This window comes from Rhodococcus sp. KRD197, assembly GCF_017168235.1.
Taxonomy (GTDB): domain Bacteria; phylum Actinomycetota; class Actinomycetes; order Mycobacteriales; family Mycobacteriaceae; genus Rhodococcoides.
In genome coordinates this window covers 1-22,056 of record NZ_JABFAO010000080.1, presented here as the reverse complement: position 1 = coordinate 22,056, position 22,056 = coordinate 1, and the positions used below count along the sequence as shown (strand labels likewise).

The following is a 22,056-nucleotide window of genomic DNA, read 5'->3' as shown; positions in this document are numbered from 1 at the left end:
CCTCCGAACGCCCGGCCTGCGTGACCGACCGATTGTGCAGTCCACTTCTGCACTCAGAATGTCAGAAGACGACTGCAATCGGAGGTAAAACCCCAGGAATTTATGACGCCCACTTCTGAAACTGACATGGGTAATCCTGTCAGTTTCAGGAGTCGCGTTCACTGTGTCAGAAGTCGAATGCACTGAGCGCCAGCAATTGAGGTGGGTTCGGCTCCTCTCCTCCGGCCCGTCGGCGTTAGTGTTGCCTATGAGCATGTCGAAAGTGGTACCTGCGCTGCCGGTACGAGACATCGACACCGCTGTAGAGATATACGTCCGCGCGTTCGGCTTCACGACCCGGTACACCGACCCGACTTTCGCGAGGCTTACCCGCGACGACGTCGAGATCCACTTGTGGGCCGCCGACGACGACAGCTGGAATACCCGTTCAGACCCTGCGGCATGGCCGGTATGCAGCGGAGCCGAGACGTTCCTTGCCGGCACAGCCAGCTGCCGCATCGCCGTGGACGAGATCAACGACCTTTACGCCGAGATGTCCCGCGCGGGAGTTCTCCATCCCGCAGACGCGGGTCGTCCCGTCTCGACGGACTGGGGAACGACGGAGTTCGCAACTGTCGACACCGACGGCAATCTGATCACTTTCCATACCAATGAAAAAAGCCAACACGAGCCCGCCACGGCAAGCAACGGCGCACCCTGACCCCACCCTCGAGCAGAAACTCGATGACCCGGACGCCCGTCGATGCGCTACGCGTGTGAAATAAGCGCATGCTCGACACGTCCACCCGCGCGCAGTCAGGCCACGGTCAGATAGATCAGTGCAATGTTGAGTGCGACGACGATTCCCGCGATGAGCCATGCCGCGTATGCCGTGATCCGGTGATTGACATCGCCGCCCATCAGGATGCGGTCCGAGGTGAACCGCACCAAGGGAATCAACGCAAACGGAATACCGAACGACAGCACGACCTGCGAGACGACCAGTGCCCGACTGGGGTCGACTCCTGCTGCCAGAATTGCCAGTGCGGGAACAAGTGTCACCAGTCGTCGCACCAGAATCGGAATGCGCTTACGTAGTAGCCCATCCATGATCATCGCGCCGGCGTACGCCCCGACCGATGTCGATGCAAGGCCCGAGGCCAGCAGGCCCACCGCGAACAGCAGTGCTACCACCGGCCCCAGAGTGTCCCCTACTGCTGCGTGGGCTCCTTCGATGGAATCGACGCCCTCGCGGCCCCCCAATGTCGATGCCGCCAACAGCAGCATCGACATGTTCACTGCACCGGCCAGCAGCATCGCCAACCCGACATCGATCCGGGTGATCCGCAACAACCGCTGACGGACAGGCCCTGCCTCGGGGTGTCCGTGCCGGTCACGTGCTAAACCGGAGTGCAGGTACACCGCGTGCGGCATGATCGTCGCACCGAGCATCGCGGCGGCGATCAACACGCTTTCCGCGCCGTCGAACCGCGGAATCAGACCGGCCGCGGCCTCGGTGAACGATGGCGGTTCCACGACGACGCTGGCAAGAAATCCGACGGCGATGACACCGAGTAGCCCGAGAATCACGAACTCGAAGGGCCGTTGGCCCCGGCGATCCTGGACCATCAGCAAGATCATCGATACGGCCCCGGTGATGAGGCCGCCGATCAGGAGCGGCAGGTCGAAGAGCAGGTAGAGGGCGATCGCACCGCCGACGATTTCGGCGAGGTCGGTCGCCATGGCGACCACTTCTGCTTGCCCCCAATATGCCAGTCGCACAGTCCTGCTCGACTTCTCGCGAACGACTTCGGGCAGTGTCATTCCGGTGACGATGCCGAGTTTGGCGGAGAGGAACTGGACGAGACCGGCCATCACGTTCGCGGCAACGATCACCCAGACCAGCAGGTATCCGAACTGCGCCCCGGCGCTGACGTTGGAGGCGACATTGCCGGGGTCGACGTAGGCGATCGCTGCGACGAAAGCGGGTCCGAGCAGAACGAGGCCCGACCGAAACCTCGAGGGCGGCCGAGACGATCGGCGCTGCAGCACAGACATGACCACACCCTCCGGCACCAACAGTATGTCAGGACCCTGAAAATATAGTTCGGCTACCCGAACAATGCAATGCGGCGTGGTGGTTCGGCGACATCTCGATCAGATGGGCAGGATCACTGCACTGACGAATTCGTTGCGGATCCAGGCGATGAACAATCCCCATACTCCGGTCAGCAGAGCGATGCCGACGGCGATCATGATGACACCGCCCGCGACCTTGATCTTCTGTGAGTTCCTCCGAAGCCACCCCACCCCGCGCATCGCCGAACTCGAACCGAACGCGAGGACGACGAACGGTAGGCCGAGCCCCATGCAGTACGCGACGATGAGAGTGACCCCGCGAGCTGCGGTTGCACCTTCGGTTCCTGCCGCAACAGACAGAACGCCGGCGAGGGTGGGACCCAGACACGGTGTCCAGCCGAGCGCGAACACACCGCCGAGCAGCGGCGCTCCAGCGAGGGACGAGATCTGCTGAGGTGCGAATCGGGTGTCGCGTTGCAGAACGGGTATCAATCCGATGAACGCCGCACCCATGATGATCGTGATGACGCCGCCGACTCGTTGGAGTACTTGCTCGTTGATGCGCAAGGTGCCGATGACTCCGAAGATCGAGGCTGTGGCGAGGACGAAGACGATCGTGAACCCGGCAACGAACAACGACGCTGCGCCGGCCACACGCCAGCGATTCGCCAGCTCCGTCGACGAGGTGCCGATGGTCGAGGTGCCGGGCGATCGGGTATCGGCTGATTGGGCGTCGGCACCGGCGATTCCTGCCAGGTAGGACAGGTATCCCGGCACCAGCGGCACCACGCAGGGTGAGGCGAACGAGACCAACCCGGCGAGCGTGCATGCCGCGATCGCGAGCAGCAGTGGCCCGCTCGATGCCGCGTTCTGGAAGGCCGACCCGATGTCCTGGGCGAGAAGAGTCGTCATTCCGCGGCTATCCGTTCGACGACGGGAAGGAGATCGTCGGTGAGCAGGGCGCGCATGAAGACCGCGGCCACGCGGTGCTGACGGTCGAGTACCAGCGTCGAGGGGATCACGCTGGTCGGGTAGTTCCCGCCGAGGGCGACCAGTGTCCGCATCGAAGGGTCGTAGATCGAGGGGTAGGAGACGTCGTTGTCGACGACGAAGTCCTGCGCTTTGTCCTTCTGTGGATCTCTGACGTTGAGACCGAGGAACTGCACGCCGCGCTCGCGGGTGGTCTCGTAGACCTCTTCGAGGTCGTCGGCTTCGCCGCGGCAGGGGCCACACCACTGACCCCAGAGATTGATCACCACCACCTTGCCGTCGTAGTCCGACAGAGCGGTCGTCTTGCCTTCCTCCATCAGATCGGGGCCGGCGAGTTCGCCTATGGTACCGCGTGTTTCGGGGGGATCGTAGACGATGTCGGTTCGACCGCCGGGGGCGACGAAGTCGAAGCTACCTCCCGTGGATGCAGCCTGTGCGCCGTCGGAGCATCCGGAGATCAGTAGTACGACGGCAAGAATCGATCCGATTGCCGCGGTGGGCGTGGTGCCTTGACGGCGCGCACCGACCCACACTGGTGGGAGACGTGTCATGAGGTGAAATCCTTTACTGCAGTGCGGATCTGGTCTGTCATCTCGAACACCGTCGGGTCGGTGACGCGCTCGATCGTTCCGTCCGGGCGGAGGAGAAAGCTCAAGGGAAGGACCGGCGGTGCCGAGAGCGCGTCCAGGACGCTGCCGCCGTCGATGTAGTTCGGATAGCGGACGCCCAGTTGCGTGACCAGCGCGGCCGCGTCCGCGGGCCGGTCCTCGACGTTGATTCCGATGACTGGGATCGCGTCGGGTTCTGCGGCGTAGGCATCGACTACGGGCATCTCGGTGCGGCACGGGCCGCACCAGGATGCCCACAGGTTGATCAACGTCACCTCACTGCCGAGAACGTCGGCGAGATCGGCATCGCTGTCGCTGTCGCTGCCGATGCAGCGCGCTATCACTCCCGCCAGCGGACCGCCTTCGCGCGGTACCGGCGGCGGACACAGCGGTAGCGCTGTTGCTCGTGCCGCGTCACCTGGTGGGCGGGACCGTGCGGGTTCGGATACGACCGGCGCGGCATTGTCGGCGATGGCCTCTGACGGGCCGCGCTCGATGCCACCGGATCGTGGCCACAGTGCCGCGATCATTGCGACCATAAGCACGAGCATCACCACCGTTCCGCTGCCTCTCATCGCTTCGACTGTCCGCACCGCGGGCACCGCGCACGAGGCGAACACATGTCGCCGGTCATAGCAGTGTCGACCAATACGACCAGAAGCGCTGTGCGATAAGAGCAATCACCGTCAGGTACCACACGGTCAGTGGAATCGAGTGATTGCGCATCAACACTCCCACCCACTGCCGCCGGCCCGCACTCGGAGCCCCGCGGTCGAGGTTGCGCAGCGTGACGTACCAGAAGATCGGTACGGTGACCGCCCACACCGCCATGCAGTACGGGCACAGGGCGCCGATGTCGTACAGGCTCTGCGCGATCAGCCAGTGCACGAAGACTGCGGCAGCAGTGACACCGACCTGCATCGCACCCCAGAACCACTGTGCGAACACCGCACCGGCGAGAAGGCCGGCACCCACTGCCGCCACGACGGCGAAGCCCGCGATCCCGAGAAGGGAATTGGGAAATCCGAACGCAGACGCCTGCGGGGTGTCCATCACCGATCCGCAGTTGAGTACCGGATTGATACTGCAGGTCGGGGCGTAGGCGGGATCGAGCGCAAGGGCGAACTTCTCTACCGTGAGTACGAACGCGGCGGCCAGTCCGATCACGCCTCCTACCAACAGCAGCCAGGGCAGGCTTCGAGCGAACGGTCCGCTGCGTCGGGTGAGAGCGGCTGCGGGGTCAGCCGAGTGCAGCGTCGAGGGCATCGGCGAGGTCTCCGTACGTGGTGGGTTCGATCTTGGTGCCGTTGAGGAAGAACGTCGGTGTGCCCTGCACGCCGAGCGCGATCCCGTCCGCGACGTCGGCCTCGATGCGCGCGAGCGTCGCAGGGTCGGTGTAGGCGGCATCGAAGGCGCTCATGTCGAGTCCTTGCTCGACGGCGAAGCTCCGAAACAACTCGTCCTGCGGAACCTGCTGTTCGCCCCACTGCGCCTGCGTCTCGTACATGCGCTGATACATGTCCTCGAAGCCGCCCTGCTGTGCTGCGGCTTCGACAGCGCGTGCGGCGCGTTCGGCATTGAAGTGCGAGGCGATGGGAAAGTAGCGGGCCACGAAGCTCACCCGGTCGCCGTACTCCTCACGCAATTGTTCGATCGCTGGGTAGACAGACCGGCAGGCCTCGCACTCGAAGTCGAGGAACTCCACGAACGTGACCCGGCCGTCGGGCACCGAGTTCAACCGATGACTGTTCTCGCGCACCGCGATCGAGGCAGGGTCGGCGGCGGCCTGCTCGGCGGCGGCAGCATCCGGCGTGCCCGATCGGTCCACCACCAGAAATACAGCCAACGCGGCGGCGAACACGACCACCAGGGACAGGGAAATCTTCAACGCTCGGCTCATACAACTACCTTCTCGACTCGTTCGGACTGATCAACGGGCCCGATATGGGCGTTTCGACCCGTTGTGAGACTAACAATCGTACGAACGTCGACCGAAAGGTCTTCCCTGACGATCGCATGATTGTTAGATTGTGCCCATGGCCTTGGAACCTTTGGACTCGTGCGATCTGTTGTGTATGGACCTCCCTCACGCCGAGAGGGTGCGCGCAGCCTTGCCTGCTCTCGGCGATATCGAACCGGTCGCCGACGCTGCCCGAGCTTTCGGTGACCCCACCCGACTGACCATCGCGCTCGCGTTGAACGCCGGCGGGCAGATGTGCGGCTGCGATGTTGCGTGGATCGTGGGACAGAGCCAGAAGCTGGTCTCCCACCATCTCCGCAAACTCAAAGCCGCGGACGCCGTCACATCGAACAGAGAGGGAAAGTTGGTCATGTATTCGCTCACCGATCGCGGCGCCCGACTGCTCTCGATACTGACCGAGCCACTGGCCACCGCCTCGGCCACCGCTGATCTCACCGGGGTCGATCATGGCTGACGCGTGCTGCGGACCGACCCCCGCTGCGCCGACCACCGAACCGGCCGCCGACGGTACGGGCACGGCAGGTCCGGCTCCGACCGACGTACCCCAGAGGTTGTGGCAGGTCCGCGAGCTGCAACTCGCATCGGTAGCCGCGATCATCCTCGCCGCATCGTGGTTGCTCGGTCGAACGGGTGCCGATGCGGTCGCGACCGTCGGCGGTCTGATCGCTGCCGCGATCGCGGCCGTCACCTTCGTTCCCGCGACGGTGAGAAATCTGCGACACGGCCGCATCGGTGTCGGCACGCTGATGACGATCGCGCTCCTCGGTGCCATCGCATTGGGCCAGATCCCCGAGGCCGCGATGCTCGGCATCCTGTTTTCCGTCGCCGAGGGACTCGAGGAGTACGCGGTCACCAAGACCCGCCGCGGACTACGCGCACTTCTGTCCTTGGTGCCGCCGACAGTGTCGGTCCTGCGCGGTGGAACCGAGCAGGCCCTGCCCCCCGACGAGGTCGTGATCGGGGACACCATGGTGCTGCGACCGGGCGAGCGAGCTGCCACGGACGGCACCATCGCACGCGGTTCGACGAATCTGGACGTGTCCGCGATCACCGGCGAGTCCGTGCCCATCGAAGCCGGTGTCGGCGACGAGGTGCATGCCGGTGCCATCAACGGCGGCGGAGCCATCGAGATCACCGTCACCGCGCCGGCATCGGAGAGTTCGCTTGCGCGCATCGTCCGCATCGTCGAACAGGCCCAGGACCGCAAAGGGGCCGGCCAGCGGCTCGCGGACCGGATCGCACGTCCCCTCGTGCCTTCGATCATGATTCTCGCCGCCCTCGTCGCCGGCGTCGGTGCGGTGCTCGGTGACCCCATGTTGTGGCTCGAACGCGCACTGGTGGTCCTGGTCGCGGCATCACCGTGCGCGTTGGCCATCTCGGTGCCGCTGTCGGTGGTGGCGGCGATCGGGGCTGCGAGCCGCAACGGGGCATTGATCAAAGGCGGTGCAGCAGTAGAAGAGCTGGGCCGCATCCGCGTCGTCGCCGTGGACAAGACCGGCACCCTCACCGCAGGACGACCGGAGGTCGTCGACGTCGTCACCGCTGCGGGAATCGGCCGCGACGCCGCGCTGGCCGTTGCTGCTGCGCTCGAAGCGCGCAGCGAGCATCCACTCGCCCGCGCCATCCTCGCTTCCGTATCGACCGTCGCGGCAGCCGATGATGTCACTGCCATCGCCGGACACGGCCTGACCGGCACCCTCGACGGAGCCGCGATCAGGCTCGGGAAACCGAGCTGGTTCGACACCCACCCCAGCTCCGAGGAGTTCCGCGCCGACGTCGCTCGTCTCCAAAGCAGCGGTGCCACAGTCGTTCTCGTCGAACGCGCCGGAGTCCTGATCGCTGCGATCGCCGTCCGCGACGAACTGCGGCCCGAGGCCGCCGAGGCTGTCCGCCAACTCACCGCGCTCGGTATCGACACTGCGATGCTCACCGGCGACAACGCACTCACTGCGCAGGCCCTGGCGACCCAGGCGGGTATCACCGCCGTCCACGCCGAACTACTGCCCGAGGACAAAGCGGCCCTGCTCGCCGACATCGCGGCCGGACGCAAGATTGCCATGGTCGGCGACGGCATCAACGACGCTCCCGCCTTGGCGACCGCAGATGTCGGTATCGCCATGGGCGCAATGGGAACCGACGTTGCCATCGAGACCGCCGATGTTGCCCTCATGGGGGAAGACCTCCGGCATCTACCGCAGGTGCTGGCCCACGCTCGGCATGCCCGCGGCATCATGGTCCAGAACATCGCCCTGTCGATCGCGATCATCGGCGTGCTCGTCCCACTGGCTGCCACCGGCGTCCTCGGTTTGGCGACTGTGGTGCTCGTCCACGAACTCGCCGAAGTCCTGGTGATCGCCAATGCGATTCGCGCCGCCCGCACCACACCGTTGGACGGGTTCGTCCCACCGCCTACGGCATCCGGTGCCCTCAATGTCACGATCGCACCCGCAGCGGCCTTCGAGGATGCCTGCTGCGCTCCGGCCCCGACGCCGAGGAACGCTGCGCCTCTCGCATCTGGGAACCTACTGGCCGCCACCACCGCACCGTCACCCTCGGCGATCGGAGCAGACGACGGCAGCAGCTCCGGGTGCTCGGATGGATGTACCTGCTGCACATCGACCCCCGCGCACGGCGAACTCTTCCGCGGACAGCGGTAGAGACCTGTGAGAGGTGATCGAACTGCACGCAGGCTCTACGAGATCGAAATGACCGCAGCAGCAGGGGCATCGACAACAGAGGTGCGCTGGTACCACCTCGAACGAGCACACATCCTCTCGCAGCCCTATCCGTGGTTGCATACTCGCAACCACGCCGCGATGTTGAAAGCTGCGGTGACAGAACATGATCGGCGCGAATCCTGGGGCCAGTTGATTCGGATCGTGGTCGCTGCTCCAGGATCGTGGTCGGGGCGATACCCGGCCGGTAACACCGGCCGGGTCGAGGCGGGACTGATGTCGCCGATGCCCATTCCGCAGGACCTTGCGGACGCGCTGGGGGGCACGTAGCGGGAGTCATCAGTTCAGGCCTGCGTAGGAGTGCAGGCCGGAGACGACCATGTTGATGATGAACAGGTTGAACAGCATCGCCACGAATCCGGCGATGTTGATCCATGCTGCGCGGGTGTTGCGCCATCCGCTGGTGGCGCGGGCGTGCAGGTAGGAGGCGTAGACGATCCAGGTGATGAAGGAGACCGTTTCTTTCGGGTCCCAGCCCCAGAATCGGCCCCATGCGGCTTCGGCCCAAATGGCACCGAGGATGACGCCGACGCCGAAGAGTGGAAATGCGAAGATCGTGGTCTTGTACGCCAGGATGTCCAGTGTCTGCGCGGAAGGCAGACGGGCGACGATTCGGCTCATTCTGCTCCCCGAGGCCTCGGGATGCTTCATGCGGATCAGGAACAGCGCGCTCGCAACCCCGGAGATCAAGAACACCCCGCTGCCGAGCGAGACGATCGAGACGTGCACCGGCAGCCAGTACGACTGCAGTGCCGGTACCACCGGTGCTGCGTCGGCGTACAGCACGGTGCCGGCGACGAACAGGAGGATCAACGTCGGCACCAGGACGAACAACCACAGGGTGCGCAGTTGCTTGGAGCGCAGCACCACCAGTGCAGCCAGTACACCGGCCGCGCAGGTGACCGAGACGAATTCGTACATGTTGCCCCACGGCGGCCTGCTGGCGGCGATCCCGCGAAGAACGATCGACCCGACATGCAACGTCAGCGCCACCATCACCAGCCCGAGTCCGGTACGGCCCATGCGTTCGGACGGAACCCGCCGGGGTGCGTCGGGAATGCGTCCGGGCGTCGTCGATGTCACTGCGATCACCCGCGTGCGCAGTCGCTCCATATTGTGCAGCTCCGCGCTACGGGTCGACGCGAGCTGGCCGAGGAATGCGATTGCTGCGAGGAGATAGACCACGAAGGCGGTCTCGAAGCTGATGTCGCTCCAACGAGCGAGGGTGTCGTCGATCGGCATGGTGCTACACCGTTTCTCTGTCGTGGGTCTCGGAGTCGCTCGGGGTTGTCTGCGGCCAGATCTGTGACCGGAGGGTCTGGAATTCGGGTCCCCAGCCGGCGTGATCGGTGCGAGCCAGGCCGCCCATGTCCACTCGCGAGAGTCCGTGTTCGCCAAGGTGGGCCCGGAACCAGACGCGCCGGCGTGTGATGACCAGGGACACCAGCAGTCCGGTCATCATCGTGACCGCGAACACGAGGACCCACCGCTGCGCGGGGTCGTATCCGACCTGGAGATTCGCGAATTCCTTGGCACCGTCGAACCGGACGAGGGTGCCGTCGGAGAGGGTTGTCGATTCTCCGGGCCGCAGGTTGACCCGGTCCTGCTTGACCAGCCGGCCCTGGTTGATCATCTCCTGGTCCAGGGAGAAGATCGACTGCGGGATGCCGGTGTCGAGACCGGTGTCGCCCTTGTAGATGTCCACTGCCACAGCGGGATCGACCAATTCCGGGAAGCGGGAGGAGAGCAGATTTCCGTTGAATTGCGCGGTGGGCGCGAAGAGTCCTTCGATGGCGATCTGGCCTCGGCGGCGTTCGTCGGCGGTGGCGTAGGTCCCCCCGGGTGGGTCGAATCGCAGCGCGCCGCTGCTGAGGAACGTGGTGGCGTCGTCGGGGCGGAACTGCAGGGCTTCGGTGCGGGTCTGGCCGTCGGGGAAGGTGACGGTGAATTCGGGGGCGTAGCCGTGTCCGGTGAGGTATATGCGTTCGTCGCCGAGCCGGAGGGGTTCGTTGACTTTGAGTTGATAGTCGCGCCAGGTGTCGGCGGCGATGTCGTCGGCGCTCTGGTAGGAGATGTTCGAGGTGAACATCTCGGCCTGACCGTTCTCGAGGTAGTCGGCGGTGAAGTCCTTGACCCGGATACAGAACGGCTCGAGTCCGGTGCCGTCGGTGCTGTTGCCGGCGCGGAAGGAGTCGTAGACGGCGGGAGAGGTGTTGCAGAAACCGGGTCCGTTGTCGGCGATGACGATGACCGAGCCTTCGTAGCCGAACAGTTTGCCGATGGCGATAGCGGCGAGCAGGCCGATCAGCGAGAAGTGGAAGAGCAAGTTCCCGGCTTCGCGGGTGTAGCCCTTCTCGGCCGAGAGAGTCAGTGCGCCATCGGGCTCGGGTCGAACGACGGTGCGCCACCCTTTCAAGTGCGGCGCGATGTCGGCGATCACCTTCTCGGGGTCGCCGGCGAGGGTGCCCGAATGATGCAACGGTAGTCGGGTGAGGTTTCGAGGCACTCGAACAGGTTGTGCGCGAAGAGCTTTGCCGTGCTCGATCAACCGGGGAGTCAGACAGCCGATCAGGGACACGAACAGCAGGACGTAGATCGCGGTGAACCAGGAACTTGCGAACACGTCGAACAGTTCCAGCGTGTCCATCACCGGCCCGAGAGCCGGGCGCGCGGCGATGTAGGCATCGACGGCCTGGGTATTGAGATTGCGCTGCGGCAGCAAAGCGCCGGGGATTGCTGCGGCGGCGAGGAGGAACAGCAGCACCAGCGCTGTACGCATCGACGTCAGTTGTCGCCACCGGTTGCGCAGCATCGCCACTGTTCTGCGCACCAGTCCCGGCGAGTGGGCACGGGGGTGTTCGTCGATCGTCATCTCCGCACGCCCTTCACCGACCACCATCTAAATACTACGCGACATAGTAGTTTGGGGGTTCGGTGTGGTGGAGCGTGGTCGGCGCAGCAGCGAGAACGCCAGTGCCGCAACAACGCCGGTGGCGGCAATCCATTCCGGAACGCTGCCGGTGATCGTCGCCGGGGTGAGCGTGGTACTCAGCGAGACCTCGGTGACGACAGCTGCGGGGGTGAACAGCTCCGTGCGCTCGACGACCTCCCCGCGTGCATCGATGACGGCGCTGACTCCGCTGGTGGCCGAAACGACGACGCTGCGCCCGTGTTCGACCGCTCGTACCCGCGACATGGCGAGTTGTTGATAGGTCATGTTCGTCCGACCGAAGGTGGCGTTGTTGGTGGGCACTGCGATCAGCTGGGCACCGGCGCGAACGGAGTCGGTGAGCAACGAGTCGAAGGCGACCTCGTAGCAGGTGGCCACCGCCACGGGCACTCCGGCGACGTCGACGACACCGTCACCCTGACCCGGAACGAAGCGTCCTGCTTGGGCGGCGTAGGGAGAGAGTGCGGTGACGATCGTGCGGAGCGGCAGGTACTCCCCGAACGGCACCAGTTGCCGCTTGTCGTGCATCTGTCCGGGCCCGGTGGCGGGATCCCACACGATCGAGGTGTTGCTCGTGGTGCCGTCGCCCTGGCGTAGTACTGTGCCGACGAGAATGGGCACACCGACGGCGCGGGCTGCGGCGTCGATTCGTGCGGCGGCATCGGGGTTGCGCAGGGGATCGATGTCGGAGGAGTTCTCCGGCCAGATGACCAGATCGGGTGCGCGTACGCGGCCGGAGTCGATGTCGTCGGCGAGCTCGATGGTGCGCTGAACGTGGTTGTCGAGCACTGCTCGTCGTTGGGCGTTGAAGTCGAGACCGAGCCGCGGCACGTTGCCTTGCACCAAGGCGACGGTGACCCTGTCCTGCGGCGGCGGAGCGAACAGTGGGGCCACCACCGTGAGCGCCCCTACAGCAGTGGCCGCACCGATGCACGACGCTGCTGCAGTTCTGCGGGTGATGCGATCGGAAGCGATGGCACCGGCCAGAGCGGACCCGATCAGCACCACGACGAACGACAACCCCGGCGCGCCGATCAACGCAGCCAGAGGCAGCAGCGGACCGTCGGATTGACCGAATGCGATGCGGCCCCAGGGGAATCCGCCGAACGGGATCCGAGATCGTGCCGCTTCAATCGCCACCCAGGCGCTCGCCACCCAGACCGGCCCCCACGGCAGTCGCGACATCCGATCCGCCACTGCGCCGAACATCGCCACGAAGAGGGCTTGAACGACAGCCAGCGCCAGCCACGGCACCGATCCGACATACTCCCCCACCCACGGCAGCAGAGGCACGAAGAACGCCGAGCCGGCAACGAAGCCGTAGCCGGCCCCCGCACGCGCCCCTCGCCCGCACACAGCCAACAGCAGCATTGCAATTGCTACCGGAGCGAGAAACCACAGATCTAGGGGCGGGAACGTGGCGTACATCGCCAGCCCCGAAGTTGCCGCTGCGGTCAGACGTGCCCAGGTTCGGGGCCCTTCACCTCGACTTGTCCGATACAGCCGCCACACTCGACCTCGGTCGACGCAGGACGGTCCGGGCCCGGGTTCGGCATCGGGCATCGCCCTCATGACGAGGGTGCCGCCGCCCTCACGGCGACACGACGCATCGGGTGGCGGAGAAATCGACGGTATTCATCAACTACTATGGTGCATAGTATTTCAAGTGTTGGCAAATCCGGGGTCACCTGCACCGTCTGCGGTGCACCCGGACGTACGCACGGTGTACACCCGAGAACGAGGACCAGTGACCCGCTCCCCCATCGCCACCGCTCGGCTCCGCGCCGCCGCAACCGCCCTTGTCCTGGCTCTGGTCGCTGCCGCTCTACTGGTCGACTACTGGGCGCAGGCGGCGTTGCCCGGCTCGACGATTCCGCTGCGGATACTCGAGCTGCGACTGGCCTTCAATCGCGGAATGGCGTTCAGCCTGGGTGATTCTCTGCCCGTGTGGGTCGTCGTCGCCGTGACGGCGTCGATCACCACCGGGTTGGCGATCTACGGGTGGCGTACCGCGCCTCACGCGGGTCCGGTCACCACGGCAGCGCTGTCGTTGGTCCTCGCCGGTGCACTCTCGAATGTCCTCGACCGGCTCCTCGACGGCGCGGTCACCGATTACTTTCACACCGGTTGGTGGCCGACATTCAACCTCGCCGACATCTACATCACCTGCGGGGTGGTGCTGATGATCGGGGCGGCACTGTTCACGCGAGAGGCCACAAAGATTACCCCTCGGCCCGCAGTGCCCGACAGCGCCGAATCGTGAACTTGCATGAGATACCTCGGTGCTCGAATCGAATGCCCTGCAGTGCAGACACATTCGCGACAGGACAATCATGCTGATTCGCTCGAACAGTGAGAGTGATCGACACCGGAACGGCTCGAAACATATTCGACCACAACCACCGACAAGCGATCGTCGCCTCTCGCTCACCGAGGCGCACCGAGGCGCACCGAGGGGAACCTGCTGCATGAGCGACAACATCCCGGCGCTACCGCGCCGTATTTTTCTCGCTACGAGCTGCGCTACAGCGTGCCTGGCTGCCGCCGGATGCAGCGTCGGCGAAGCCCCGTCCGGTGAGGACACCGCTTCCGACGGTCCCATCACCTTGTCGGTGAACGATGTTCCTGTCGGCGGTGGAATCGTGCTCGCCGACCGGCAGGTCGTCGTCACCCAACCGGAACCCGGTACCTTCCGGGCCTTCTCGGCTATCTGTTCTCACCAAGGGTGCACAGTGAACCGAGTCCGCAACGGCACGATCGAGTGCCCCTGCCACAACAGTGCCTTCTCGATCACCGACGGGGTGGTCGTGCGCAGCCCCGCTACCGAGCCACTGCCGAACCGCGCCGTGACCAGAACCGTAGATACCCTCACAGTCGACTGATCCATCACCGGGCGGCCGAACATGCGAGGTGGACGGGTTCGGGGTGAACGGTGTCGACCGGGCCGATGTGCGGCAATCGAGGACCCACTCTGTGCCCCCACCCGACTGGTGCCGGTTCCGGTACATCGCTGCCGTGTCGACGACAGCACGGCGTGCCGATCTCGCACCGGGTCGAGACCTGCCTACCAATTGACCTCTCGGCAACGGCCTTCGCCTTCCTGGGGTTCGACCTGCACAGTGGCGTGCTCGAGACCGAACTCGTCGCGGAGAACCTGCTGCGCTGCAGCGAGCACCCGGGGTGTCTCGGCCTCCGGGGCGACCGTCAGATGCGCCGAAGCGACCTCCATCCCCGACGTCAGTGTCCAGATGTGCAGATCGTGTACCTCTTCGACATCGTCGACACCGGTCAGGGCCTTTTCCACGGCGGCGACATCGATGCCCGACGGAGCGTGTTGCAGCAGAATTCGTACGGCATGACGCCCCAGAGTGAATGCACGCGGCAAAACGAACAACCCGATGGCGACCGCGATGACCGGGTCGGCGTACCGCCACCCGAACACGACGGTGACCAGTCCGCTGACGAGCACTCCGATCGAGCCGAGCATGTCCGCCATCACCTCCAGATACGCACCCCGAACATTGAGGCTCTCTTTCGCACCACTACGCAGAAGGAGGAACGCGATGAGGTTCATGGCCAGACCGAGCAGTGCCACCAACATGACCGGAATCCCGGGCACCTCCGGTGGGTTCGTGATGCGTTGCGCGGCTTCGTAGAGAATCCACCCAGCGACACCGAAGAGCAGCACTGCATTGAACAGAGCCGCGAACACTTCGGCTCGATACAGTCCGAACGTGCGGCCGGTCTTGCGAGACTGCCGCTGTGCGAGTGTGATTGCCACGATCGCCATCAAGACCCCGAACACGTCGGTGAACACGTGCGCGGAATCGGACAACAACGCCAGCGACGAGGTGGACAGACCCACTACCACCTGCGTCACCAACGTAACCGCCCCGAGACCGACAGCGATCCACAGTCGCCCGAGGTGCTTACCGGATGCGCTCGCCGGCGATCCCGGCTCTATCCCGTGGCCATGTCCGTGTCCCATCGTGGGTACCCCTTCTCGGCGTGGTTCGATAGCAGGAACACAACATATTGCGATATGCGCATATATGCAAGTGTCGTGTTCGCTGGAAGCTGCTGCCCGCGCGGCCGCACTGCGTCGGCGCAGAACTATGATTCGTAGTAGTTCGATCTCGGTTGCGCGACTTGGTGGCGCAGCCGTGCCGATATTGCCGGCCGACAGTTTTCCCGCCACACATCATCCACGTAAGGGGTGCCGCGTCATGGCCACCGACGACATGGCCACCGAAGCCGCACTCTCGACCCGCGGTCCGGTGAATCGACGCTCCGGTTCGCAGGTGATGCTGCTGTGGGCCGCGATCGCGGCAGTGGTGGCCGCTGTGCTCGCGGCGTTGTCGACGTCGCAGGCGCTGATTCTGCTCGGGCTTCCCGATCCGGGACCGATCACGACCTACGGTATTCCGGCGCTGACCGCGCTCGGAGAGGTAGCCGCGGTCGTGGCGGTGGGGTCGTTGCTTCTCGCAGCGTTCCTCGTTCCTCCCCAAATGTCGGGTGTGCTCGCCATCGACGGGTACATCGCCGTCCGCACCGCGGCGAAGGCCTCCGCAGTGTGGGCGGTGTGCGCGGCGGCGTTGGTGCCGCTGACGCTCTCGGACGCGTCGGGTCAACCTGTCGGATCCGTTGCGGCGCAACCGGTGCAGTTCCTCGGTGCGATCGGCGATGTCGAGGCCTCCACTGCATGGGCCATCACCTCTGCGGTCGCGGCGATCACCGCCGCAGCATGCGCGGCGGTGTTGCGGCATCGGTGGACCCCCGCCTTGTTCGCCCTGTCGATGCTCGCGTTGATCCCGCGCGCGGTCACCGGCCACTCCTCGACCGGCGGCAATCACGACATCGCGACGAACTCGTTGATTCTGCACATCCTCGCTGCCGCTCTGTGGGTGGGCGGACTCCTCGCACTTCTCGCTCATGCGCTGCGCGGGGGTGGACACCTTGCCGTCGCGACCCGCCGCTATTCGACGCTCGCTCTGGTTGCGTTCGTGATCATGGCGGTCTCCGGAGTGGTCAACGCTGCCGTGCGTGTACCCGTGACGTCGCTGTGGGATTCGACGTACGGCGCTCTGATACTGGCGAAGATCGCAGCCCTGGCGATCGTGGGGACCCTCGGGTGGATACAGCGACGACGAACGGTCGGCGCTCTGGCTCACAATCCCGAGAACCGCAGATCCCTGATCACGTTGTCGATGATCGAGACCCTCGTTCTCGTCACCACAGTGGGCCTGGCGGTTGCACTCGGTCGCACTCCCCCGCCCCCGCCGCAGGACGCCTCGCTACCTCAGGCGCACGAAGAGGCCTTGGGCTACGTGTTGGACGGCCCGCCCACCGCTGCGCGGTTGGCGTTCGAGTGGCGTTTCGACCTGGTGTTCGGCTCCGCTGCGGTGATCGCGGCCGTCCTGTACCTGGTGGCCGTGCGGCGCCGCCGGCGGGTAGGCCTGCCATGGCAGAGGCGGTGGACAGCGAGCTGGTTGATGGGCACTGCGGTGCTGCTCGTGGCGACCTCGTCCGGGGTCGGGCTCTACAGCCCGGCGATGTTCAGCGTGCACATGGCGGGACTGACCGCGGTCGCCATCGCCGTGCCGTTGCTGTTGGTCCTCGGCCGACCGGCCACCTTGTTCGCCTCGGTCCTGCCGACCGCGCCGGCAGCCGACGCACCGGGCTCGCGCGAATGGCTCCGGGCTGCATGGCACAGCCGAGCAGCCCGGATCGCGATCCACCCGTGGGTCAGCACCACGGTGTTCCTGAGCAGCTTCTACCTGATCTACCCCGGCGGAGTGTTCGACACCGTCGCCGACTCGCATGTGGCACACATGGTGATGAAGGGCTGGTTCCTGACCGTCGGGATGGTGATGTTCTGGGGCACGGTCGGCGAAGACCCGGTACCGAGACCGATCGCGGGACTGACGAAGTTGCTCGCGAGTATCACCGCGTTGGCCGGGTTCGCATTCTTCCTCGTCGTGACGATCGATCTCGAGACCGCGCTCGGAGCGAGCTTCTACAGCGGACTGCGTCTGGATTGGAACGCAGACCTGCTGGCCGACCAGCGGCGCGGCGGCACTCTTGCGTGGGGCATCGGCGAGTTGCCGTTGCTCGCTGCCGCGGTTCTCGCCGCGGTCCGGTGGTCGGCGGCCGACGAGAGCGCGGCACGGCAACGAGATCGCCGAATCGACGATCAAGGTGATACCGAACTCGAGGCGTACAACACCATGCTCGGTGGCCTGTCCTCTCGGCGCGATCACCCCTGATACCCGAAGAATCCGTTCTCGGTCAGGGACGCCGTAGCCCGCGGGATGTCCTCCGAGGACCGTGACCAGCGGTATGGGCGAATCCGGGTCGAGTGGGATGGAAAAACTATGCTCGATAGTAGTAACCTGTGGCCTGACCGTCACCATTTCGTTATCTCGAGCGAGGCCTCGGCCTCGTAGCCACCAAGGATTGTGATCTTGGCCCGACACCGCACACCCGATCCGATCGACGACGACTGCGCAGCGCCGGCGCGCGGCGGCGTGATCTCGATGCCCGTCGGCACCAGGCCGACGGCGCTCACCGATCGCCCCCGTCATCGACGGGCCGAGTTCGCACCCTCACGTTTTGTGACCGAGTCGCCCGCCGATGCCGGGTACTCCGACACTCTGCCGGAGGACGAGCACACGCCCTCGGCGCTGACGCCCGCACCGGATGGAACCGTTCACGCGGTCAGCGACGCCTGGGACACCGCGGCCGCGGACACTACCGCGTCGATGTGGGCGGCGCACGTGGCCGGTCCGGACGAGACGACACACGGCGAGGTCGACCGCGGCGTAGTCCAGCCCGTGTCGCGAAGTGCTCGCCGCGGACTTCATCGCCGCCGGGTGCCGAAGCCGGGTGGCCGCGCCATCGCTGCGTCGGTCGCGGTCGGTGCCTTTCTTTCCGCGGCAGCGACGGCTCCGAACACCGGGTCGCAGGACAGTGTGGCGCTCAGCGCCGCGAGTATCGATCGACCTCCCGCCGGCGTCCTGCCGCCGAGCCCGGTCGTTGCCTCACCCCCGCAGGTGTTGCAGTTGCCCGATCTCGATGTCGGCCGACTCGCGCAGCGCATGACCGAGCAACTCGCCGAGGGGGGAGTTCGGGCGGCGGAGCGCGCTGCACGCGATGCCGAGGCGCGCCGCCCGCTCTCGGTGGTGCCGGTGTCTGGCACATTGACCTCCGGTTCTGGGCCACGTTGGGGGACAACGCATTACGGACTCGACATCGCCAACACGATCGGGACGCCGATCGTATCGGTGACCGACGGCGAGGTCATCGAATCAGGGCCGGCGCAAGGGTTCGGCCTGTGGGTGCGAATTCGTCAGGACGACGGCACGATCGGGGTGTACGGGCACATAGACCAGGCGCTCGTCACCGCCGGTCAACGTGTGAAAGCCGGCGAGCTCATTGCTACGGTAGGCAACCGAGGCCAATCCACCGGACCCCACCTGCATTACGAAGTGTGGCAACCCGACGGTGCCAAGTCCGACCCGACGGCGTGGCTGTCGGCACGCGGAGTCGATATCAGCTGACACGACAAGGAAAGAAGAACTGGCGATGAAAAGGCTCGGTGATCTCGAAGCGGAGGTGATGAACGTGCTCTGGGAATGCGATCGACCGCAGTCGGTCCACGACCTGCGTGAACTCATGGCCGACAGAAACCCCGCCTACACCACGATCCTGACCGTCGTGACCCATCTCCACGAGAAGGGGTGGGTCGAGCGGACCAAGCAGTCACGCGCGTACCTGTACTCCCCGGTGCAGTCGCGCGCGGAGGCCACCTCGCAAGCTCTGCGCGAAATCCTCGACACCAGCACCGACTCGGCCGCCGTCCTGATGCATTTCGCGAAAACCGTCACCGACGACGAGCTCGACGCTCTGCGGGGGAACCTGCCGGACGTGAACCGGTGATCGTCGCGCTGGTGTTGCTCCTCGCGGCGATCATCGCGGCCGTCGCCCTGCCGCGGCCGCTGACCTCTCTCACCCGCACCGTGAGCCCCACTCTCGCCTTGACCGCATGGATCGGCAGCATCGCCGGGGTGCTGTTTCTCGTGGGATCCGCGGTGACCGTGTTGCTCTGGCCCGGCCATGCGCCCGCCGAGGGCATGGTCGAACTCGCCGTCCGCTGTCTGGGCTCACTGCAACACGCGGCCCAGCCGTGGATCGGCGAAGCGGTCGCCGGAGCATCGGTCGTCCTCGCGGCGTCGGCGTCGGCGCGCGTCCTGCGCTCGACTCGCCGTCAACTTCGAGCCCGGTCCAAAGTCCGCGACTATCACCGCGATGTCATCGCCGTCGTCGCTCGCACGGACCCCGGACCAGAACCGATCATGTGGCTCGACCACCCGCTCCCGCTGGCCTACAGCATCGACGGTCGCCCCGGCTACGTCGTGGCCACCGAAGGCCTGCTCGCCCATCTCGATCCCGATCAACAGCGAGCTGTGATCGCACACGAACGAGCCCACCTGCGCGGGCGCCACCACCGCATCGTCAACATCTGCGAGATCCTGGCAGCGGCGTTCCCTCGCGTTCCCCTGTTCGCCGCAGCACCTGCAGCGGTGCGGGTTCTGGTCGAGGTCGCCGCGGACCGGTCCGCGGCCGCGGTCACCAGCGCCGACACTGTACGTTCGGCACTGTCGACGGTCTCGCAGGCGCATTCTGCACGTCCACTGTGGGCACTGGGCCTGATCGGCGAATCGACCACCGAACGACTCCGCCACCTCGATACGAGCGCGCAGATGCCGACCCGGACAGTGCCCGGCGCATACGCTGCCGCCGCCGTACTGCCGCTCGTGGTGCCGGCCGCCATGGCAATCCTCACCCTCAGTGCGATCTCCGCCGCAGCGTGTGCGGCCGTACTGACCTGACCCACCCAAATACTATGCAGCATAGTATTTGAGTTAGGCTGTCGGACGCGTCCTGTAATTCGCGTGCGATTCGAAGGTGGTTCCATGACGGCGCTGACATCTCCTCCGGCTGCGCCGGCGGTTCGCCCCTATCCACCCCGCGGGGCCCGCAAGGGGTCGTTCCTGCACACGATGGTCACCACCACCGATCCGAAGGTCATCGGACTGATGTACCTGGTGACCTCGTTCGGATTCTTCCTCGTCGGCGGCCTCATGGCCTTGATCATGCGCTCCGAACTTGCCGTTCCGGGAATGCAGTTCCTCTCCAACGAGCAGTACAACCAGCTCTTCACCATGCACGGCACGATCATGCTGCTGCTCTACGCCACCCCGATCGTCTTCGGCTTCGGCAACTACATCCTGCCGCTGCAGATCGGCGCACCCGATGTCGCCTTCCCCCGGCTCAATGCCTTCTCCTACTGGCTCTATCTGTTCGGCGCACTGGTCACCACCGCCGGGTTCATCAGCCCCGGCGGTGCCGCCGACTTCGGCTGGACCGCATACACCCCGTTGAGCAGCGCCGTCTACTCCCCCGGTATCGGATCCGACCTGTGGATCGTGGGCCTGCTCATCGCAGGCCTGGGCACCATCCTGGGCGGGGTCAACATGGTCACCACCGTGGTGTGCCTGCGCGCACCGGGAATGACGATGTTCCGCATGCCGATCTTCACCTGGAACATCCTGGTGACCTCGATCCTGATCTTGCTGGCGTTCCCACTGCTGACCGCAGCGCTGATGGGCCTGCTCGCCGACCGGAAACTCGGCACCCACATCTTCGATCCCGCCAACGGCGGGGCGTTGCTCTGGCAGCACCTGTTCTGGTTCTTCGGTCACCCCGAGGTCTACATCATCGCGCTACCGTTCTTCGGAATCGTCTCGGAGATCTTCCCGGTCTTCTCCCGCAAACCCATCTTCGGGTACAAAGGTCTGATCTACGCCACCGTCGGCATCGCAGCCCTGTCCATCGCGGTGTGGGCGCACCACATGTATGCCACCGGCGCCGTGCTGCTGCCGTTCTTCTCGTTCATGACCTTCCTCATCGCTGTGCCGACCGGGGTGAAGATCTTCAACTGGATCGGCACCATGTGGCGCGGCCAGGTCACCCTCGAATCCCCCATGCTCTTCTCCATCGGATTCCTCGTCACGTTCGTCTTCGGCGGGCTGTCCGGAGTGCTCCTGGCGAGCCCGCCCATCGATTTCAACGTCACCGACACCTACTTCGTCGTCGCGCACTTCCACTACGTCGTGTTCGGAACGGTCGTCTTCGCGACCTATGCGGGGATCTACTTCTGGTTTCCGAAGATGACCGGCCGCATGCTCGACGAACGACTGGGCAAGTGGCACTTCTGGATGACGTTCCTCGGATTCCACGCCACCTTCCTCGTCCAGCACTGGCTCGGAGCGCAAGGAATGCCGCGCCGGTACGCCGACTATCTTCCGTCCGACGGGTTCACCACCCTCAACCAGGTCTCGACCGTGGGATCGTTCGTTCTCGGAGCCTCGACGCTGCCGTTCATCTGGAACGTCTTCAAGAGCTACCGCTACGGCGAAGTGGTCACTGTCGACGACCCGTGGGGGTTCGGTAACTCCCTCGAGTGGGCGACCAGTTGCCCACCGCCGCGGCACAACTTCACCGAGATGCCCCGAATCCGCTCCGAGCGGCCGGCGTTCGAGCTTCACTATCCGCACATGGTCGAACGCATCCGCGCCGAGCAGCACGTCGGTGGCCCGCACTCGGATTCGATCGCGCCCTCGGAAGTGATCACCGAAGCCATCGCCGGCCATGAACGATCCGATCCTCCGG

Annotated in this window: 22 protein-coding genes; 11 read left to right on the top strand and 11 right to left on the bottom strand. The window is 65.3% G+C overall.

Annotated features, from left to right (window positions below; translation table 11 throughout):
* Nucleotides 1-247 precede the first annotated feature (247 nt).
* Complete coding sequence (locus tag J1M86_RS25590) at nucleotides 248-700, top strand: VOC family protein (protein ID WP_094650919.1); 453 nt, start codon at nucleotides 248-250, stop codon at nucleotides 698-700.
* 95 nt (nucleotides 701-795) lie between these two features.
* On the opposite strand, the gene J1M86_RS25585 is transcribed toward J1M86_RS25590, so the two are convergent.
* The 6 genes from J1M86_RS25585 to J1M86_RS25560 all read right to left on the bottom strand — a co-directional run bounded on the left by J1M86_RS25585 (nucleotide 796) and on the right by J1M86_RS25560 (nucleotide 5,556).
* A complete protein-coding gene (locus tag J1M86_RS25585) occupies nucleotides 796-2,037 on the bottom strand; it encodes an Nramp family divalent metal transporter (protein ID WP_094651183.1) in 1,242 nt (413 codons plus the stop codon).
* A 99-nt stretch (nucleotides 2,038-2,136) separates the two neighbouring features.
* Nucleotides 2,137-2,970, bottom strand: coding sequence for a cytochrome c biogenesis CcdA family protein (locus J1M86_RS25580; RefSeq protein ID WP_094650920.1), 834 nt, complete (start codon nucleotides 2,968-2,970; stop codon nucleotides 2,137-2,139).
* Nucleotides 2,967-3,599 carry a TlpA disulfide reductase family protein gene (locus tag J1M86_RS25575; protein ID WP_128645990.1) on the bottom strand — a complete coding sequence of 211 codons (633 nt, stop codon included), beginning with the start codon at nucleotides 3,597-3,599 and terminating at the stop codon, nucleotides 2,967-2,969. The genes J1M86_RS25580 and J1M86_RS25575 overlap by 4 nt, the downstream gene beginning before the upstream one ends.
* Nucleotides 3,596-4,231: a TlpA disulfide reductase family protein gene (locus J1M86_RS25570; protein WP_094651184.1), complete on the bottom strand. Its 636-nt coding sequence runs from the start codon at nucleotides 4,229-4,231 to the stop codon at nucleotides 3,596-3,598. The genes J1M86_RS25575 and J1M86_RS25570 overlap by 4 nt, the downstream gene beginning before the upstream one ends.
* A gap of 55 nt (nucleotides 4,232-4,286) precedes the next feature.
* Nucleotides 4,287-4,922, bottom strand: coding sequence for a vitamin K epoxide reductase family protein (locus J1M86_RS25565; protein WP_206511872.1), 636 nt, complete (start codon nucleotides 4,920-4,922; stop codon nucleotides 4,287-4,289).
* Nucleotides 4,897-5,556 (bottom strand): thioredoxin domain-containing protein, encoded by a 660-nt coding sequence (locus tag J1M86_RS25560; RefSeq protein WP_206511871.1) that lies wholly within the window; start codon nucleotides 5,554-5,556, stop codon nucleotides 4,897-4,899. The genes J1M86_RS25565 and J1M86_RS25560 overlap by 26 nt, the downstream gene beginning before the upstream one ends.
* 136 nt (nucleotides 5,557-5,692) lie before the next feature.
* On the opposite strand from J1M86_RS25560, the gene J1M86_RS25555 reads away from it, so the two are divergent.
* The 3 genes from J1M86_RS25555 to J1M86_RS25545 are packed head-to-tail and all read left to right on the top strand — an operon-like array spanning nucleotide 5,693 to nucleotide 8,642.
* Nucleotides 5,693-6,091 (top strand): metalloregulator ArsR/SmtB family transcription factor, encoded by a 399-nt coding sequence (locus J1M86_RS25555; RefSeq protein WP_032373340.1) that lies wholly within the window; start codon nucleotides 5,693-5,695, stop codon nucleotides 6,089-6,091.
* A complete protein-coding gene (locus tag J1M86_RS25550) occupies nucleotides 6,084-8,294 on the top strand; it encodes a cation-translocating P-type ATPase (RefSeq protein ID WP_206511870.1) in 2,211 nt (736 codons plus the stop codon). Before J1M86_RS25555 ends, J1M86_RS25550 begins: the two co-directional genes overlap by 8 nt.
* Before the next feature lie 6 nt (nucleotides 8,295-8,300).
* Entirely contained in the window at nucleotides 8,301-8,642 is a 342-nt protein-coding gene (locus J1M86_RS25545; RefSeq protein ID WP_256987778.1) for a DUF3703 domain-containing protein, read from the top strand.
* A 9-nt stretch (nucleotides 8,643-8,651) separates the two neighbouring features.
* Here the strand turns inward: J1M86_RS25545 and ccsB are convergent, their stop codons facing one another.
* The 3 genes from ccsB to lnt are packed head-to-tail and all read right to left on the bottom strand — an operon-like array spanning nucleotide 8,652 to nucleotide 12,750.
* On the bottom strand, nucleotides 8,652-9,614 hold the full coding sequence (gene ccsB / locus J1M86_RS25540; protein ID WP_094650926.1) for a c-type cytochrome biogenesis protein CcsB: 963 nt from the start codon (nucleotides 9,612-9,614) through the stop codon (nucleotides 8,652-8,654).
* 4 nt (nucleotides 9,615-9,618) lie between these two features.
* A complete protein-coding gene (locus J1M86_RS25535; protein WP_230074466.1) occupies nucleotides 9,619-11,244 on the bottom strand; it encodes a cytochrome c biogenesis protein ResB in 1,626 nt (541 codons plus the stop codon).
* A 27-nt stretch (nucleotides 11,245-11,271) separates the two neighbouring features.
* Nucleotides 11,272-12,750 (bottom strand): apolipoprotein N-acyltransferase, encoded by a 1,479-nt coding sequence (gene lnt, locus J1M86_RS25530; RefSeq protein WP_241260673.1) that lies wholly within the window; start codon nucleotides 12,748-12,750, stop codon nucleotides 11,272-11,274.
* Between the two features lie 319 nt (nucleotides 12,751-13,069).
* Between lnt and lspA the strand changes: the two genes are divergently transcribed.
* Complete coding sequence (gene lspA, locus J1M86_RS25525) at nucleotides 13,070-13,585, top strand: signal peptidase II (RefSeq protein ID WP_052053813.1); 516 nt, start codon at nucleotides 13,070-13,072, stop codon at nucleotides 13,583-13,585.
* A gap of 205 nt (nucleotides 13,586-13,790) precedes the next feature.
* The gene (locus tag J1M86_RS25520; RefSeq protein ID WP_057479439.1) at nucleotides 13,791-14,204 is read left to right on the top strand and encodes a Rieske (2Fe-2S) protein; all 414 of its coding nucleotides are present in this window, start codon (nucleotides 13,791-13,793) and stop codon (nucleotides 14,202-14,204) included.
* Nucleotides 14,205-14,386: 182 nt separating this feature from the next.
* Here the strand turns inward: J1M86_RS25520 and J1M86_RS25515 are convergent, their stop codons facing one another.
* Entirely contained in the window at nucleotides 14,387-15,310 is a 924-nt protein-coding gene (locus tag J1M86_RS25515; protein WP_032370892.1) for a cation diffusion facilitator family transporter, read from the bottom strand.
* Between the two features lie 238 nt (nucleotides 15,311-15,548).
* Between J1M86_RS25515 and J1M86_RS25510 the strand changes: the two genes are divergently transcribed.
* Entirely contained in the window at nucleotides 15,549-17,588 is a 2,040-nt protein-coding gene (locus J1M86_RS25510) for a cytochrome c oxidase assembly protein (protein ID WP_094650928.1), read from the top strand.
* Nucleotides 17,589-17,728: 140 nt separating this feature from the next.
* Here J1M86_RS25510 and J1M86_RS25505 read toward each other — a convergent pair whose 3' ends face one another.
* Nucleotides 17,729-17,890, bottom strand: coding sequence for a hypothetical protein (locus J1M86_RS25505; RefSeq protein ID WP_155288468.1), 162 nt, complete (start codon nucleotides 17,888-17,890; stop codon nucleotides 17,729-17,731).
* Nucleotides 17,891-18,083: 193 nt separating this feature from the next.
* Here J1M86_RS25505 and J1M86_RS25500 point away from each other — a divergent pair, with 193 nt between their 5' ends.
* From J1M86_RS25500 to ctaD, 4 genes are all read left to right on the top strand, one after another.
* Nucleotides 18,084-18,881, top strand: a complete 798-nt coding sequence (locus J1M86_RS25500) for a M23 family metallopeptidase (protein ID WP_094651186.1) — start codon at nucleotides 18,084-18,086, stop codon at nucleotides 18,879-18,881.
* Nucleotides 18,882-18,906: 25 nt separating this feature from the next.
* Nucleotides 18,907-19,260: a BlaI/MecI/CopY family transcriptional regulator gene (locus J1M86_RS25495; RefSeq protein WP_032382574.1), complete on the top strand. Its 354-nt coding sequence runs from the start codon at nucleotides 18,907-18,909 to the stop codon at nucleotides 19,258-19,260.
* Nucleotides 19,257-20,213, top strand: coding sequence for a M56 family metallopeptidase (locus J1M86_RS25490; protein WP_094650929.1), 957 nt, complete (start codon nucleotides 19,257-19,259; stop codon nucleotides 20,211-20,213). Before J1M86_RS25495 ends, J1M86_RS25490 begins: the two co-directional genes overlap by 4 nt.
* Nucleotides 20,214-20,297: 84 nt before the next feature.
* Nucleotides 20,298-22,056, top strand: a 1,759-nt coding sequence (gene ctaD / locus J1M86_RS25485) for a cytochrome c oxidase subunit I (RefSeq protein ID WP_206511869.1), incomplete at its 3' end; no start/stop codon positions are given.